This window comes from Serratia sp. szju, assembly GCF_044594185.1.
GTDB lineage: Bacteria > Pseudomonadota > Gammaproteobacteria > Enterobacterales > Enterobacteriaceae > Serratia > Serratia bockelmannii.
Genome location: NZ_CP172576.1, coordinates 833,947 through 850,099 on the forward strand (window position 1 = coordinate 833,947; position 16,153 = coordinate 850,099).

At 59.4% G+C, this 16,153-nt stretch carries 14 protein-coding genes; 1 reads left to right on the plus strand and 13 read right to left on the minus strand.

Translation table 11 applies throughout. From position 1 onward, the window contains the following. Positions 1–5 precede the first annotated feature (5 nt). The 3 genes from RE418_RS04025 to RE418_RS04035 are packed head-to-tail and all read right to left on the minus strand — an operon-like array spanning position 6 to position 3,252. Positions 6–1,148, minus strand: a complete 1,143-nt coding sequence (locus tag RE418_RS04025) for an ABC transporter permease (protein WP_142590994.1) — start codon at positions 1,146–1,148, stop codon at positions 6–8. Further along, entirely contained in the window at positions 1,145–2,299 is a 1,155-nt protein-coding gene (locus RE418_RS04030) for an ABC transporter permease (protein ID WP_044029869.1), read from the minus strand. Before RE418_RS04030 ends, RE418_RS04025 begins: the two co-directional genes overlap by 4 nt. Next, positions 2,281–3,252, minus strand: coding sequence for an HlyD family secretion protein (locus tag RE418_RS04035; protein WP_025305060.1), 972 nt, complete (start codon positions 3,250–3,252; stop codon positions 2,281–2,283). The genes RE418_RS04030 and RE418_RS04035 overlap by 19 nt, the downstream gene beginning before the upstream one ends. 231 nt (positions 3,253–3,483) lie before the next feature. Between RE418_RS04035 and RE418_RS04040 the strand changes: the two genes are divergently transcribed. Then, on the plus strand, positions 3,484–4,497 hold the full coding sequence (locus tag RE418_RS04040; protein ID WP_025305059.1) for an LLM class flavin-dependent oxidoreductase: 1,014 nt from the start codon (positions 3,484–3,486) through the stop codon (positions 4,495–4,497). A 38-nt stretch (positions 4,498–4,535) separates the two neighbouring features. Here the strand turns inward: RE418_RS04040 and yedF are convergent, their stop codons facing one another. The 10 genes from yedF to infB all read right to left on the minus strand — a co-directional run bounded on the left by yedF (position 4,536) and on the right by infB (position 16,141). Next, positions 4,536–4,775 (minus strand): sulfurtransferase-like selenium metabolism protein YedF, encoded by a 240-nt coding sequence (yedF, locus tag RE418_RS04045; protein WP_004933486.1) that lies wholly within the window; start codon positions 4,773–4,775, stop codon positions 4,536–4,538. Continuing rightward, a complete protein-coding gene (gene yedE / locus RE418_RS04050) occupies positions 4,772–5,986 on the minus strand; it encodes a selenium metabolism membrane protein YedE/FdhT (RefSeq protein WP_213928279.1) in 1,215 nt (404 codons plus the stop codon). Before yedE ends, yedF begins: the two co-directional genes overlap by 4 nt. A 146-nt stretch (positions 5,987–6,132) precedes the next feature. Next, the gene (locus RE418_RS04055; protein ID WP_049203330.1) at positions 6,133–8,061 is read right to left on the minus strand and encodes a DEAD/DEAH family ATP-dependent RNA helicase; all 1,929 of its coding nucleotides are present in this window, start codon (positions 8,059–8,061) and stop codon (positions 6,133–6,135) included. Then, positions 8,051–8,131, minus strand: coding sequence for a protein YrbN (yrbN, locus tag RE418_RS04060; protein WP_099032700.1), 81 nt, complete (start codon positions 8,129–8,131; stop codon positions 8,051–8,053). The genes RE418_RS04055 and yrbN overlap by 11 nt, the downstream gene beginning before the upstream one ends. Positions 8,132–8,247: 116 nt before the next feature. Beyond that, positions 8,248–9,132: a lipoprotein NlpI gene (gene nlpI / locus RE418_RS04065; protein WP_025305056.1), complete on the minus strand. Its 885-nt coding sequence runs from the start codon at positions 9,130–9,132 to the stop codon at positions 8,248–8,250. 128 nt (positions 9,133–9,260) lie between these two features. After that, complete coding sequence (gene pnp, locus RE418_RS04070; RefSeq protein WP_025305055.1) at positions 9,261–11,378, minus strand: polyribonucleotide nucleotidyltransferase; 2,118 nt, start codon at positions 11,376–11,378, stop codon at positions 9,261–9,263. 256 nt (positions 11,379–11,634) lie between these two features. Continuing rightward, complete coding sequence (rpsO, locus tag RE418_RS04075; RefSeq protein ID WP_004933502.1) at positions 11,635–11,904, minus strand: 30S ribosomal protein S15; 270 nt, start codon at positions 11,902–11,904, stop codon at positions 11,635–11,637. Between the two features lie 124 nt (positions 11,905–12,028). Next, positions 12,029–12,973, minus strand: a complete 945-nt coding sequence (truB, locus tag RE418_RS04080) for a tRNA pseudouridine(55) synthase TruB (RefSeq protein WP_025305054.1) — start codon at positions 12,971–12,973, stop codon at positions 12,029–12,031. Continuing rightward, positions 12,973–13,383 (minus strand): 30S ribosome-binding factor RbfA, encoded by a 411-nt coding sequence (gene rbfA / locus RE418_RS04085; protein WP_004933508.1) that lies wholly within the window; start codon positions 13,381–13,383, stop codon positions 12,973–12,975. Before rbfA ends, truB begins: the two co-directional genes overlap by 1 nt. A gap of 70 nt (positions 13,384–13,453) precedes the next feature. Next, positions 13,454–16,141, minus strand: a complete 2,688-nt coding sequence (gene infB / locus RE418_RS04090) for a translation initiation factor IF-2 (protein ID WP_004933511.1) — start codon at positions 16,139–16,141, stop codon at positions 13,454–13,456. Between the last annotated feature and the right edge of the window lie 12 nt (positions 16,142–16,153).

The following is a 16,153-nucleotide window of genomic DNA, read 5'->3' on the forward strand; positions in this document are numbered from 1 at the left end:
TTCAATCAACTCGCCCGCCGTTTCCTGAACATCCCGCGCAGCGCCACGCTGTTGCGCAAGAAGCCGACACCGAAGCCCAGCAGGGTGTAGACCACGCCGAGCACCAGCATCATCACCACGTCGCCCCACACTTCATTCAGCGACAGCCCCATCTGGTTGACGCCGGCGATCGCCTTGGTGCCCCAGGTGGAGGGAATGCTGTACGAGATGGCGCGCACCCAGGCCGGCATCGACTGCAGCGGCCAGATGGTGCCGGACAGGTAGAAGACCGGCGTCGTGATGAACGCCAGCGTCAGGTAGATCATTTCGACGCTGCGCAGGCACTCGGTCACCAGCTTGCCCAGCCCCAGTACCGCCAGCAGGAACGGGAAGGTCAGCAGCAGCAGTTCGGCGATGTTCGCCGTCTGCCGATAGCCCAATACCCACGGCCACAGCACGAACAGCACGATCGACAGGAACAGCCAGATCGGCAGCAGCGCCGTCAGCCCGCCGAGGTGCGCCGCCAGCGGCGCTTTGCCGCCGGGCATGCTCTTCATGGCGATATTGACGCGGATACAGGCGATCAGCAGCGAGTGCTGCAACAGCATCACCAACAGGCCGGGGAAGATGATCGCCGCGAAGCTGATGCCGGGGTTAAACACGTCCAGCGTTTGCCCCAGTATCGGCGTCAGCAGTATCTGCGCCTGCCGTTCGCTGAAACCGCTGCGCAGCAGCAGCCCGTTGTTGTACTCCGTCAGCAGCTGCTGATAGGCCGCCACCACGTCCTGTTGGATCTGGCCGTTGGCCAGACGGTTGGTGGCGTCGCCGTACACCGGCACCACGATGTTCTGCCCGCTGAGGATCTTCTTCTCCAGATCCACCGGCATGATGATCACCGCAAACAGCTTGCGCCAGCTGAGATCGCGCTGTGCCTGTTCCAGGCTGTCGTAGGTTTCAATCGCTATCTTGGAGGTGGCGTCCAGTTGGCGGATCAGCTGGCGGCTGGCGGTGCTGTGGTCCTGATCGACCACCCCCACCGGCAGATCCCACACCGTGCGGTTGGCGTACACCAGGCTCATGATGCACAGCGACAGGATCAGCATCAGCCACACCGGCCGCTCCAGCATGCCGAGCAACACCTTAACGAAGGTTTGCCAATAGAGCTTCATCCGGCGTTCCCCTCTTTTGCCAGCCGCGCCGGCAGGCGATTGCGCACCAGCAGCGCGGCCACCAGCGGATAGACCGCCAGCAGCGCGCACACGCTGAAGATGGCGCTGGCGTGCACCTGCCGCAGGAACACGTCGAACATCGCGTACAGCGCGTGGGTCAGCGGTTCGATGTTGGAAATGATGCGCGCCGGCAGCGGCATCGACAGCTCAGGCACCGCCATGCCGGAGAAGGTCATCGCGATACTGACCAAAATACCAATCAGGCTGTAGGCGGTGATGGTGCTGCCGGTAAAGGTGTACAGCAGCAGGCCGATGCTCTGAGCCGCCATCACGTAGAACAGGCCGATCATCAGCATAAACAGCGGATTGCCGCTGACGCGGGCGTCAAAGATACCCACCAGCGCCGCGATCTCCACCATCAGCAGGGTGGTGAAACACAGCGTGTACGGTGCCAGCTTGCCGAGCAGCGCCAGGCTGAACGGCTTGGCCTGCAGCAGCGACTTGCTGCGCGCCAGCACGTAGATCATGCAGGTCACCGCGAACAGCTGCAGCAGGTGGATGGTGGCGGCGAACTGCTGGTAATAGATATAGCTGCCGCTGGCGTTGAACAGGCTGCCGTAGGAGAGCGTCACGTCCGCCAACGGCGGCAGCGTTTTACCCATCTCGGTGGCGATGATGCTGCGGGTGCTGGCGTTGATTTCGTTCATCAGGCCGCCAAAGTCCTGGGTGGAGTACAGCCCGGCGCCGTAGAACAGCGCGTTGTAGTACATCACCACACTCGGCTGTTTGCCTGACAGCGCGTTAGCCTCAAAGTCCGGCGGGATATACAGCAACGCGTAATCCTGCGCGCTGCGCAGGCGGCTCAGCGACTCCGGCAGCCCGCCGCCATATGCCTCGACGTGGGCATGCGAACCGGCGTCCAGCCGCCGCGTCAGCGATTTGGACAGCGGGCTGTGATCGCTGTCCACCACCGAGACCGGCAGATCGAGCAGCGTGCCTTCGGAGAAGTTACTGCTGATCAGCGCAAATAGGATCAGCGGAAAGATCCAGCTCAGCCAGTGCACCACCGGGCTGCGAAAGGCGACGCGACACTCTTTGTCGAACGCGTGACTGAAGCAGCGCCAGCCGGCCCTTACTCTTTCCATTGCCATAAGGTGCTCATCCCCGGACGCAGGCCGTCCACCGGCTGTGACGGATACAGGCGCACTTCGAAGGTTTTCAGGTCGAAGTCGCCGGTGGCGCGGGTGGCGCGTTTGGTGGCGTAATCCCCCAGCGGCGCGATGTAGCGCACCTCGGTATCGATCATTTTGTCCTTCAGCGCCGGTACCCGCAGCGTGACCTTGTCGCCTTTGCGCACGTGGGCCAGGATGTCTTCACGCAGGTTAAACACGAAGTAGGCGTCCGGCACCCGGATCAACGTCACCAGCGGGCTGCCGGCGTTCAGCAATTCGCCCACTTCGGCCGGGATCGGCCCCACTTCGCCGTCCACCGGCGCTTTCACCTGCAGATCGTCGCTCTGCGCCTGGATCTGCAGCAGATTCTCTTCCGCCGCCCGCAGCGCCGCCGCATATTGCTGCCGCTGCTCGACGCGGTCGCCGTTAATGCCTTCATCCAGATTGGCCTTGGCGGCCTGTACCTGCTGGAAGGCGGTGTCGCGCGACCGGCGCGAAGCGTCCAGCTCGGACTTCGAGATATAGCCCTTGCCGGCCACGCTCAGGTTGCGGTTGTAGTCATTTTGCGCATTGCGGTACTGCGCCTCGGCCTGCGCCAGGTTGGCGCGCAGGTTGCGGATGCTCTCTTCACGGGTGCCGTGCAGCGACAGCTCGAGCTGCGCCTTGGCCTCGTCGCGCGTCGCCTGCGCGGAACGCAGCTGCGCCATCAGTTCGGGGCTATCGAGCTGAATGATCAGCTGACCGCTTTTCACGTCGTCGCCGCGTTCGATCAGGCGTTCAACGACCCGGCCTTTCGCCTTGGATGCGACGATCACTTCGGGGGCATCCACTTCACCCTGCAGCAACAGATCCTGATTGTGCGCGCGGAACAGGATCGCCAATGCGATCGCCGCCAACATCAGCAACAGGGTAAACAGCGTCTTTTTTTTCATTATGTCAGCTCCCGGAACGGTAAGCGGCGGGCGGGGATCATCATTTCCATGTCTCAAATTGCTCCAAAAAACACCATTGCTCTCATGAGGATATCACAAGCACATATCTCCTCTTTTATAACTATAAATTGGATTATGCTTTTAACACTAAAAAGCATCTTTTTTCGGCTTTTTGGTATGCAGACTCCTGCAATCGCCCTTTAAGCGATCCACTCTCTGATGGACGATGTCATGACTGAACACACTGCGGTACCGCTGTCGGTACTGGATTTATCGCCAATCCCGCAAGGGGCCAAAGCGCGCGACGCTTTCCACTGTTCGCTGGATTTGGCGCAGCACGCCGAACGCTGGGGCTACCAGCGCTACTGGCTGGCCGAGCACCACAACATGACCGGCATCGGTAGCGCCGCCACCTCAGTGCTGCTGGGCTATCTGGCCGCCGGCACCCAAAGCATTCGCCTCGGCTCCGGCGGTGTGATGCTGCCGAACCATGCGCCGCTGGTGATTGCCGAGCAGTTCGGCACGCTGGAGTCGCTCTACCCAGGGCGCATCGATTTGGGGTTGGGCCGAGCGCCCGGCACCGATCAGCGCACCATGATGGCGCTGCGCCGCCACCTGTCCGGCGACGTGGATACCTTCCCGCGCGACGTGCAGGAACTGCAAAACTATTTCTGCGATGCGCAGCCCGGCCAGCCGGTGCAGGCGGTGCCGGGCCAGGGGCTGCACGTGCCGCTCTGGCTGCTCGGTTCCAGCCTCTACAGCGCGCAGCTGGCGGCACAGCTCGGCCTGCCGTTCGCCTTCGCCTCGCACTTCGCCCCGGATATGCTGTTCCAGGCACTGCAGCTGTACCGCGAGAACTTCAAACCGTCCAAACAGCTGGCGCAGCCGCACGCCATGGTATGCGTCAACGTGATCGCCGCCGAGAGCGACAGCGATGCACGCTTCCTGTTCAGCTCGATGCAGCAGCAGTTCATCAATCTGCGCCGCGGTTCGCCCGGTCCGCTGCCGCCGCCAGTGGATAACATCCACGCGCTGTGGACCGCCGGTGAACAATACGGCGTCGAACAGGCGCTGCGGATGTCGATCGTCGGCGATGAAAAAACGGTGCGCCACGGGCTGCAAACGCTGCTGCGTGAAACCGATGCCGACGAGATCATGGTCAACGGCCAGATTTTCGATCACCAGGCACGGCTGCGTTCGTTCGAGATTGTTGCCGGCGTGAAGGGCGACATCGTGAAGGGATAAAAAGCGAAAAGGCGGTGGGGAACCCCACCGCCTCGGCGTTAACGCTGGATCAGGTAGCGGATGGTCGGCCCGTCCTGCTGGATATCCAGCACCTTATAGCCATGGTTGCGCGCATCGAGCGGGATGTTGTTGATCGACTGCGGGCAATCGCTGATCACTTCCAGGATCTCCCCCGGCTTCAGCTGCGGCATCGCCTCCAGCGTCGCCACTGCCGGGTACGGGCAAGGCTCGCCCAGCATGTCCAGCCGGTAGTCCGGCACTATCGTCGTCTCTTTCATGACATGCTCCTCAAGTTCACCACCTGCGCCTCAGGCCGGGCGCGGAAAAAGCGTTTCTCCCACCACAGCATGGCGGCGAAGGCCAGCGCCAGCAGCAGATAGGTCACCAGCAGGCCACCGACCGGGCCGAAGGTGTCGAGCAGGTTGATCTTGTCGTAGTCGGTCGCCAGCGCCGGTGCCAGATCGTCCCAGTAATAGGCCAGCAGCGTAGCGCCGATGATGTTGCCCAGCCCCACCCACCAGTAGTGTACCTGCCCTTCCACCGCGCGGTACATCCAGCCGGTCTCGCAACCGCCGGCCAGCACGATGCCGAAGCCGAACAGCAAGCCGCCCAGCACCGCATTCGGGCCGGCCCACATGATCTTCGGCGCCACGCCAAGCTGCACGTAGCTGAAGATGCCGATGGCGCTCACCGCCATGCCGATGATAATGGCTTTCGCCATGTGGGTGCGGCCGGTGATCCACAGATCGCGGAACGCCGAGGTAAAGCAGATCTGCGCGCGTTCGATCAGCAGACCGAAGCCGATACCGAACAGCATGGCGATGCCGAGCTTCGGCGCATCGAACAGCGTCCACAGCGACCAGGCCACCGCCAGGCCGAAGACCGCCATGCCCAGCCGGAAGCGGCGGCGCGCCTGCTCAGGTTTCTGCGTCAGCGGCGCGGCAGCCTTAACCTTTTGCAATTTGACCGGGATGCGGAACATCGGCAGCAGCGTGAATTTGGCGCCGAAGTAGGAGCCGGCGGCGGTCGCCAGCGCGAAGAACCAGGCGTGCAGCGAGAACTGCGGAATACCGGTGAAGAAGGCCGCCAGGTTACAGCCCATTGCCAGGCGCGCGCCGAAACCAGCGATGATGCCGCCCAGCAGTGCCTGCACGATGCGAATGCGGTGCTGCGGCTGGCGCAGCTTGATGTTGTTGGCCCACAGCGCGGCGGCGATGCAGCCGGCGAACATGCCGATGATCATGCGCCCGTCGATGCGTTCCAGCGGCGTGCCCTGCAGGCCGATAACCTTGAAATAGCCCCACTGCTCGGGGTGCAGGCCGAACCACTGCAGCACATGGCCGCCCCAGCGGGTGAATTCCCCGGTCACCGCCCAGAAGGTGCCGGTCATGCCGAAGTAGTAGGTAGAAAGGATCCCGGCAGCGATCACCGCCGGCAGCGGTGCCCAAAAGCGCACCAGGTATTGAGATTTGAACTGCTGCCAACTCATGGCATCTCCCGTGCATATCATCCATAAGAAAAAACCTTATGAATGATACGCCATTCAGGGGCATTTGACGGCAATTTTCAGGCATAAAAAAACCAGCCCGCAGGCTGGTTTTTCAGAGTGCTTCACCGCGGACGGTGAATCAGCGATTACGCGTCGCCGAAACGACGACGTGGTGCTGCCGGTGCGCTGTCATCACGGCGTGGCGCCGGCTTGCCGTCACGGTTGTAGTTACCGCCACGACGCTCGCCGCCGTTACCGCCTTCGCGACGTTCACCGAAGGAACGACGTGGGCCGCCTTCGCGACGTTCGCCGTTGAACGGACGGCCGTTACCGTTGCCACGACGCTCGCCACCGTTGCCACCGTCACGACGCTCGCGACGTTCGAACGGCTGTGCATCGCCCAACAGCTGCATGTTCATCGGCTTGTTCAGGATGCGAGTGCGAGTGAAGTGATTCAGGATCTCGCCCGGCATGCCTTTTGGCAGCTCGATGGTGGAGTGGGAAGCGAACAGCTTGATGTTACCGATGTAACGGCTGCTGATGTCGCCTTCGTTAGCGATAGCGCCAACGATGTGACGGACTTCAACGCCATCGTCACGGCCCACTTCGATACGGTACAGCTGCATTTCGCCAACGTCACGACGTTCACGACGCGGACGGTCGCCGTCACGGCTATCGCGGCTGTCGCGACGGTCGCCGCGGCGATCGTCACGGTCGTTGAACTCGCGGCGCTGGCGCGGTTTGAAGACCGGATCCGGCGGCAGGATCAGCGGACGTTCGCCCTGAGCCATTTTCAGCAGCGCTGCGGCCAGGGTTTCCATATCCAGCTCTTCTTCCGGCTGCAGTTTGGTCAGCAGTGCGCGGTACAGATCCAGATCGCTGCTTTCCAGCTGCTGCTGAACTTTCGCGGCGAACTTGGCCAGACGACGCTCGCCCAGCAGTTCTGCGTTTGGCAGCTCCACTTCAGGGATGGTCAGCTTCATGGTGCGTTCGATGTTGCGCAGCAGGCGGCGTTCGCGGTTTTCCACGAACAGCAGCGCACGGCCGGCGCGACCCGCACGGCCGGTACGGCCGATACGGTGAACGTAAGACTCGGAGTCCATCGGGATGTCATAGTTGACAACCAGGCTGATGCGCTCAACGTCCAGGCCACGGGCCGCAACGTCGGTCGCGATCAGGATATCCAGACGACCGTCTTTCAGGCGCTCCAGGGTCTGCTCACGCAGCGCCTGATTCATGTCGCCGTTCAGCGCGGCGCTGCTATAACCGCTGCGCTCCAGCGCTTCGGCCACTTCCAGGGTCGCGTTCTTGGTACGGACGAAGATGATCGCCGCGTCAAAGTCTTCGGCTTCCAGGAAACGCACCAGCGCTTCGTTTTTACGCATGCCGTAGACCGACCAGTAGCTCTGGCTGATGTCCGGACGGGTAGTCACGCTGGACTGGATGCGCACTTCCTGCGGCTCTTTCATGAAGCGGCGGGTAATGCGACGGATCGCTTCCGGCATGGTGGCGGAGAACAGCGCGGTCTGATGTTCTGCCGGGATCTCAGCCATGATGGTTTCTACGTCTTCGATAAAGCCCATGCGCAGCATTTCGTCGGCTTCATCCAGCACCAGACCGCTCAGATTAGAGAGGTTCAGGGTGCCGCGCTTCAGGTGGTCCAGCAGACGACCTGGGGTACCCACAACGATTTGCGGGCCCTGGCGCAGAGCGCGCAGCTGTACGTCGTAACGCTGGCCGCCGTACAGGGCTACCACGTTGACGCCGTTCATGTGTTTGGAGAAATCGGTCATCGCTTCGGCAACCTGAACCGCCAGTTCGCGGGTCGGTGCCAGCACCAGGATCTGAGGTGCTTTCAGGTCTGCCTGCAGGTTGTGCAGCAGCGGCAGCGAGAACGCTGCGGTTTTACCACTACCGGTCTGTGCCATGCCCAGCACGTCGCGGCCGTTCAACAGGTGAGGAATACACTCAGCCTGGATCGGAGATGGTTTTTCATAGCCCAGATCGTTCAGGGCGGAAATGATTGGAGCAGACAGCCCCAGATCAGCAAAAGAGGTTTCAAACTCAGTCGTCATGTACACGTGCCTCATTAATAATGGCAGCCAGTCTACATAACTCGTCGAGAAAATTTTCAGTCATTTTCATTGAAAAGTGTGAACCGGCTCAAATTAGATTATAAAACGAACAAAAAAGCCCTCGCCCGTTAAGGCGATAACTTTGGTTAAAAACCAATGTTCATCAGGCTGATAGGTGTTCGTCAGCTATTGCTGGTCCGATTCCGATAGGTCGTCTTGCTCTTGGCCCAAAAGCGCCAATTCCAACAATGCATAGCGGTGCTCAACGAAGTTGTGAACGTTGTTAGACACCGTCAGTTTGAACAGCGCCGAAGCGGTGTCCTTGTCCCCCAGACTCAGGTAGTGTTTACCCAAATAGAAGTCAGTTTCACTGAGATGCTCAGCGAGCGAAGTGTTATCCGTTGCATCTGCCTTGAGGCGTTCCATCAGCGTTTTTTCGCTGATCTTGCCCAGGTAGAATTCGACAATATTCCATCCCCATTGCCCTCTGTCCGATTTGTCATAGCGCTGCTGAAGCGCTACTTCGGCCTTCTTGGGATCGATTTCTCGCTCCACCAGATACAGCCATAACGAACGGAAGGGATCGTTTGGGTCGTCTTGATAAAACGCCTGCAGATCATCCTGCGCCAACGGGAAGCGGCCGCCATAATACAGTGCGATGCCCCGGTTTAAACGCGCGTAATTGTAAGTTGGATCAAGCTCTAGTACAGAATCAAACGCTTCATAGGCAGCATCAAAATTGCCTGCCTGCGTTAAGTAAATGCCCAGGTAGTTGAAAACTTCCGGCATGTCGGGACGTATCGCCAGCGCCTGCGAGAAATCATTGCGCGCTAATGCACGTAACCCGAGGCTATCATACAGCACACCGCGCTCATATAAAAGCTGTGCGCGTTCGTCATCCGTCAGTGCCCGGCTGGCAAGAATTTGTTCCATGCGCGCCAGGATCACTTCCTGCTGCAACGTAGGCTGCAACGGGATTGCCAAAACTTCGTCTTTACGCCAATCATGGTTGCTGCATCCTGCCAGCATGAGTGCTGTCGCAACGTAACACCAGCGCAAGAAAGGCTTCATTTCCCACTCCCGAAGACAAACATTGGATGAACGTCCTGTCCTCCGTTTGCTAAAACGCGGGTATCCTACCCGCGCGATACGAACAGCTCCCAACCCCATGGCGGGGAGCTGTAAAACTATCTATACAGTTATTCTGCTTCAGGCGCAGGTGAACCTGCTTCCGGCGCCATCGCTTCTTTGATGCTCAGACGCACGCGGCCCTGACGGTCAACTTCCAGTACCTTAACCGGCACTTCCTGACCCATCTGCAGATAGTCGGTCACTTTCTCAACGCGCTTGTCGGCGATCTGAGAAATGTGCACCAGACCTTCTTTACCACCGCCGATAGCGACGAATGCGCCGAAATCAACGATACGGGTCACTTTACCCTGGTAGATACGGCCCACTTCGATCTCTGCCGTGATCTCTTCGATACGACGGATAGCGAATTTCGCCTTCTCACCGTCGGTCGCAGCGATTTTAACTGTACCATCATCTTCAATTTCGATGGTAGTTCCAGTCTCTTCGGTCAGTGCGCGGATAACGGAACCGCCCTTCCCGATCACGTCTTTTATTTTATCCGGGTTGATGCGGATAGTATGAATACGCGGTGCGAATTCGGAGATATCGCCGCGTGGGGAGCTGATAGCCTGTTCCATCACGCCCAGGATGTGCAGACGCGCGCCCTTGGCCTGGTTCAGAGCCACCTGCATGATCTCGCGGGTGATGCCTTCGATTTTGATGTCCATCTGCAGCGCGGTGATACCGTCGCGGCTACCGGCCACTTTGAAGTCCATGTCGCCCAGGTGATCTTCGTCACCCAGAATGTCGGACAGAACCACAAAGTTATCGGCTTCTTTCACCAGGCCCATCGCGATGCCCGCAACGGCAGCCTTGATTGGCACACCGGCGTCCATCAGCGCCAGAGATGCGCCGCACACGGAAGCCATGGAAGAAGAACCGTTGGATTCGGTGATTTCAGACACGACGCGAACCGTGTACGGGAAATCTTCCGGTTTAGGCATCATAGCCAATACGCCGCGTTTCGCCAGGCGACCGTGACCGATTTCACGACGCTTAGGAGAACCGACCATGCCGGTTTCGCCTACGGAGTACGGAGGGAAGTTGTAGTGGAACAGGAAGCTGTCGGTCTTCTCGCCCATCAGCTCGTCCAGGTTCTGTGCGTCGCGCGCGGTACCCAGGGTCGCGGTAACCAGCGCCTGAGTTTCGCCACGGGTGAACAGCGCGGAACCATGGGTGCGCGGCAGTACGCCGGTGCGCACGTCCAGGCCACGGATCATGTCTTTTTCACGGCCGTCGATACGCGGCTCGCCACGCAGTACGCGGCTACGCACCACGTTCTTCTCGACGTTGCCCAGGATGTCCTGGATTTCGCCGGCGTCCAGCGTTTCGTCCTGCGCCAGCAGGGTTTCAACCACGCTGTCTTTGATCGCGTCAACCTGAGCGTAACGCTCTTGTTTTTCGGTGATGTGGTAAGCGTCGCCCAGGCGAGCTTCGGCCAGTTCAGCCACGCGCGCGTGCAGCGCTTCGTTGACCGCAGGGGCCTGCCAATCCCACTTCGGCTTGCCGGCTTCGGCAACCAGGGAGTTGATGTTTTCGATAACCACTTGCTGCTGGTCGTGGCCGAACACCACGGCGCCCAGCATCTGATCTTCGCTCAGCACTTCCGCTTCGGATTCAACCATCAGCACCGCGCCTGCAGTACCGGCAACCACCAGATCCAGACGGCTTTCTTTCAGCTCGTCAGTTGTCGGGTTCAGCACATACTGATCGTTGATGTAACCTACGCGCGCTGCGCCGATTGGGCCGTTGAACGGAATACCGGACAGGCTCAGGGCGGCAGAGGCGCCGATCATCGCGACGATGTCCGGGTTCACCTGCGGGTTAACGGAAACCACGGTCGCGATCACCTGAACTTCGTTCAGGAAGCTGTCCGGGAACAGTGGACGGATCGGACGGTCGATCAGACGGGAAGTCAGGGTCTCGCCTTCGCTCGGACGGCCTTCGCGACGGAAGAAGCTGCCCGGGATGCGGCCGGCGGCGTAAGTACGCTCTTGGTAGTTAACGGTCAGCGGGAAGAAGCTCTGGCCCGGCTTGGCTTTTTTCTGGCCAACGACGGTAACGAATACGGCGGTGTCATCCATGCTCACCATAACGGCGGCGGTGGCCTGACGAGCCATCATACCGGTTTCGATGGTGACGGTATGCTGGCCATACTGGAATTTGCGAATGATCGGTGTCAGCAAAATTATATCCTTGATTAGCGGCGCGCAATCGCATTGACGACTCGACACGCCTGTGACTCGATTTGCCTTCTCACTACATCCTCGCGACTAATGACAATCCTTATCTCAGGCAGGAGATAAAGCCTCTCATTAGCCGCGCGAACCTCTGTAACGGAAGAACCTGTTTGGAAACATCAGTAATACATTAACCTGATTTGCTTATGCTTCCTAGAAGAAAGGGGCCAAAATAGGCCCCTTTCCACTGAAACTTGCTAGATTAGCGACGCAGACCCAGACGCTCGATCAGGCTGGTGTAACGTGCTACATCTTTACGCTTCAGGTAGTCCAGCAGCTTACGACGCTGAGAAACCATACGCAGCAGACCACGACGGCTGTGGTGATCTTTTTTGTGCTCAGAGAAGTGGCCTTGCAGATGGTTGATCTGCGCAGTCAGCAGGGCAACCTGAACTTCGGTAGAACCGCTGTCGTTAGTACCACGACCGAAATCAGCTACGATTTGAGCTTTAGCTTCAACACTTAGAGACATTGTAATACTCCAGATTATAGATAATAAAAACAGGCGCCGATCTCTAATTCAGCAACCCAATGCATAAGCTGCGCCATTCTACTCTTAGCGCAGTGCGATCGCAAGGCGACGCAGTGCCCCGCCGTCAGTCGAAATGCTCGACCACCAGGCGGCGCGGCGCCACGCGACCATCCTCGGCGATGTCGCCAACGCCGATGAATTTTCGCTCTTCACCCTCGGTGATACGCACCAGGCCGGAAGCCGGCGCGCCGGCGACTTGCACCGGTTGCCCCTGCTTGACGTAACCCGCAACCACCGGCAGCAAATTCACTTCCGGATAGTTCTCAACCGGGCTGTCCATCGGCATCAGCAGCGGATCGAGCAGCTCGCCGGGCGCGATTTCTTGTTCCTGCGCCTGCGCCAGCAAAGCGTTCAGCTGTTCCAGCGTCACCATGCGCGCAATCGGATAAGTCGCCACCTGCAGGCGGCGCAGATAGATCACGTGCGCGCCGCAGCCCAGCAGCTCGCCGAGATCGTCGGTGATGGTGCGGATGTAGGTGCCTTTCGAGCAGTGGATCTCCAGCTCCAGCTCATCCCCTTCCCAGCGGATAAACTGCAGCTCGTACACCGTGATGCTGCGCGCTTCGCGCGGCACTTCAATCCCCTGGCGCGCATACTCGTAGAGTTTCTTGCCCTGGTATTTCAACGCCGAATACATCGACGGCACCTGCTGGATGTCGCCACGGAAGGTGTCCAGCGCCGCGTCGAGCTGCGCCTGGGTGAAATTCACCGGGCGCTCCTGCACGATCTGGCCGTCGGCGTCGGAGGTATCGGTACGCTGCCCCAGCTTGGCGATCACCCGATAGCGCTTGTCGGAATCGAGCAGGTATTGCGAAAACTTGGTCGCTTCGCCCAGGCAAATAGGCAGCATGCCGGTCGCCAACGGATCGAGCGCGCCGGTATGGCCCGCTCGGTTGGCGTTGTACAGACGTTTTACTTTTTGCAGCGCATCGTTGGACGACAACCCCTGCGGCTTGTCCAGCAACAGCACGCCGTGGATGTCACGGCCGCGGCGACGAGGGCGACTCATTAATCCTCCTTGTCATCGCCTGAGGCGGAACGGCGCTCGGCGTCGTTCTTCACCACGTTGGTCACCAGGTTGGACATGCGCATGCCTTCCACCAGGGAGTTGTCGTAAGCGAAGGTCAGCTCCGGCACCACGCGCAGGCGCATCGCTTTGCCCAGCAGGGTACGGATATAGCCGGAAGCGTCCTGCAACGCTTTGATGCCGTTGGTGACCAGATCCGGATCGTGGTTCTCGGTCAATACGTTCAGGAAGGTGACGTAAACCTTGGCATACGCCAGGTCGCGGGACACTTCCACGCCGGAAACGGTCGCCATGCCGACGCGCGGATCTTTAACTTCACGCTGCAGAATGATCGCAATCTCTTTCTGCATCTCTTGCGCCACGCGTTGACCGCGGCTGAATTCTTTTGCCATTTTGGATTCTCCAGACAAATCGGGGGGCACAAAGGCCCCCCGTAAACAGATATAAGCAGATGTGCAATCGTTAAGCGATGGTGCGTTGGATCTCAATGATTTCGAACACTTCGATCATGTCGCCGACGCGCACGTCGTTATAGTTCTTAACGCCGATACCACATTCCATGCCGTTACGGACTTCGTTAACGTCATCTTTGAAGCGGCGCAGGGATTCCAGCTCGCCTTCATAGATAACCACGTTGTCGCGCAGTACGCGGATTGGGTTGTGACGCTTGATGGTCCCTTCGGTAACCATACAGCCGGCGATAGCGCCGAACTTAGGCGATTTGAACACGTCGCGCACTTCGGCCAGGCCGATGATCTGCTGCTTGTATTCCGGCGCCAGCATACCGCTCATCGCCTGCTTCACTTCGTCGATCAGGTTATAGATCACGGAGTAGTAACGCAGATCCAGGCTTTCCGCTTCGATCACGCGGCGCGCAGAAGCGTCGGCACGCACGTTGAAGCCCAGGATGATGGCGTTGGAAGCCGCAGCCAGCGTCGCGTCGGTTTCGGTGATCCCACCTACGCCGGAGCCGACAATCTTCACCTTCACTTCGTCGGTAGAGAGTTTCAGCAGCGAGTCGCTGATCGCTTCGCAAGAACCCTGCACATCGGACTTCAGTACGATGTTCAGCTCAGACACTTCGCCGTCGGTCATGTTAGCGAACATGTTTTCCAGCTTGGACTTCTGCTGACGCGCCAGTTTGACTTCGCGGAACTTGCCCTGACGATACAGCGCCACTTCACGCGCTTTCTTCTCGTCGCGCACCACGGTCGCTTCGTCACCCGCTGCAGGCACGCTGGACAGACCCAGGATTTCCACAGGGATAGACGGACCGGCAGAGGTCACTTCACGGCCCAGCTCGTCACGCATCGCACGCACACGGCCGTATTCGAAGCCGCACAGGACGATGTCGCCCTTGTTCAGCGTACCTTCCTGAACCAGTACGGTAGCCACTGGGCCACGGCCTTTATCCAGGAAGGACTCGATCACTACGCCGCTCGCCATGCCGCTGCGTACCGCTTTCAGTTCCAGAACTTCGGCCTGCAGCAGGATAGCCTGCAGCAGCTCGTCGATACCGGTACCGGCTTTCGCGGACACGTGAACGAACTGCGCTTCGCCGCCCCACTCTTCCGGCATAACGCCGTACTGAGACAGTTCCTGCTTAACGCGGTCCGGATCGGCTTCCGGCTTGTCGATTTTGTTCACCGCAACCACCAACGGCACCTGCGCCGCTTTCGCGTGCTGGATAGCTTCGATGGTCTGTGGCATCACGCCGTCGTCGGCCGCCACCACCAGAACCACGATGTCAGTCGCCTGAGCACCACGAGCACGCATCGAGGTAAACGCGGCGTGGCCCGGGGTATCCAGGAAGGTGATCATGCCGTTCTCGGTTTCTACGTGGTAGGCACCGATGTGCTGGGTAATGCCGCCGGCTTCGCCCGCCGCCACTTTGGTGGAGCGGATGTAGTCCAGCAGAGAGGTTTTACCGTGGTCAACGTGGCCCATGATGGTCACGACCGGCGCGCGCGGCTCGGCCGCAGCGCCCGTATCACGGTCGCTCATCAGCGCTTCTTCCAGCTCGTTTTCACGACGCAAAATAACTTTGTGGCCCATCTCTTCGGCAACCAGCTGTGCGGTTTCCTGGTCGATAACCTGGTTGATGGTGGCCATCGCGCCCAGCTTCATCATCACTTTGATGACCTGAGAACCTTTTACCGCCATCTTGTTGGCCAGCTCGGCCACGGTGATGGTTTCACCGATCACCACGTCACGGTTAACCACCTGCGCCGGCTTGTTGAAGCCCTGCTGCAGAGCGCTAGGCTTGCGTTTGCCTTTACCGCCACGGGTAACGGCACGCGCTTCTTCGCGATCCGCTTTGGATTCGGACAGCTTGTTGCCTTTCTTCTGCTTGGTCGCTTTGCCGCCGCGGGTGCGGCTACGACGATCGCCTTCAACTTTGGCGTCGTTTTCGTCTTCTGCGGCACGCGCATGCTGAGAGGTGGTCACGTGATAGTCGGCACTTTCAACCGCAGCGCTTGCCGCGTCGGCCTGGGCCCACTTCTCGCCGTTCTCTTCGGCCATGCGACGGGCTTCTTCCGCCACGCGCTTGGCTTCCTCTTCAACCTTGCGGCGCACTTCCTCTTCCGCTTTACGTTTCAGTTCAGCGGCTTCGGCTTCACGGCGTGCTTTTTCCGCCTGAGCTGGCTTGGTCATTTCGTCGGTATGTTGATTGGTCACTTTTTCTTTTTCCGCTGAATTACGCTTAGCAATCTCCGCGGCCTCACGTTTGGCTTGCTCTTCGGCTGCGCGCTTCGCTTCCGCTTCGCGTTTTGCGAGCTCTTCCGCTTCGCGCCGTGCCTGCTCTTCCGCTTCACGCTGTGCCTGCTCTGCCGCTTCAGCCAACTGGGCTTCCTGCGTATCGCGATTTACATAAGTGCGTTTCTTGCGGACCTCAATTTGCACCGATTTACTTTTACCGCCGGTGCTCGGGATATTCAAGGTGCTGCGCGTTTTGCGCTGCAAAGTGAGTTTACCTGGCGCGCTGCCGTGTTCACGGTTCAGGTGCGCCAGCAATGTTTCTTTTTCTTGCTGGGTAACAGAGTCCGACTCGGACTTGTTGATCCCTGCATCAGCAAACTGCTGTACCAGGCGATCAACCGGAGTCTGAATCTCTGCTGCCAGCGATTTTACGGTTACATCTGTCGTCATGCTGTTCCTTCC

Coding starts and splice junctions, on each gene's coding strand:
- RE418_RS04025 (WP_142590994.1), bottom strand. CDS start 1,148: ATGAAGCTCTATTGGCAAACCTTCGTTAAGGTGTTGCTCGGCATGCTG.
- RE418_RS04030 (WP_044029869.1), bottom strand. CDS start 2,299: ATGGCAATGGAAAGAGTAAGGGCCGGCTGGCGCTGCTTCAGTCACGCG.
- RE418_RS04035 (WP_025305060.1), bottom strand. CDS start 3,252: ATGAAAAAAAAGACGCTGTTTACCCTGTTGCTGATGTTGGCGGCGATC.
- RE418_RS04040 (WP_025305059.1), top strand. CDS start 3,484: ATGACTGAACACACTGCGGTACCGCTGTCGGTACTGGATTTATCGCCA.
- yedF (WP_004933486.1), bottom strand. CDS start 4,775: ATGAAAGAGACGACGATAGTGCCGGACTACCGGCTGGACATGCTGGGC.
- yedE (WP_213928279.1), bottom strand. CDS start 5,986: ATGAGTTGGCAGCAGTTCAAATCTCAATACCTGGTGCGCTTTTGGGCA.
- RE418_RS04055 (WP_049203330.1), bottom strand. CDS start 8,061: ATGACGACTGAGTTTGAAACCTCTTTTGCTGATCTGGGGCTGTCTGCT.
- yrbN (WP_099032700.1), bottom strand. CDS start 8,131: ATGAAAATGACTGAAAATTTTCTCGACGAGTTATGTAGACTGGCTGCC.
- nlpI (WP_025305056.1), bottom strand. CDS start 9,132: ATGAAGCCTTTCTTGCGCTGGTGTTACGTTGCGACAGCACTCATGCTG.
- rpsO (WP_004933502.1), bottom strand. CDS start 11,904: ATGTCTCTAAGTGTTGAAGCTAAAGCTCAAATCGTAGCTGATTTCGGT.
- truB (WP_025305054.1), bottom strand. CDS start 12,973: ATGAGTCGCCCTCGTCGCCGCGGCCGTGACATCCACGGCGTGCTGTTG.
- rbfA (WP_004933508.1), bottom strand. CDS start 13,383: ATGGCAAAAGAATTCAGCCGCGGTCAACGCGTGGCGCAAGAGATGCAG.
- infB (WP_004933511.1), bottom strand. CDS start 16,141: ATGACGACAGATGTAACCGTAAAATCGCTGGCAGCAGAGATTCAGACT.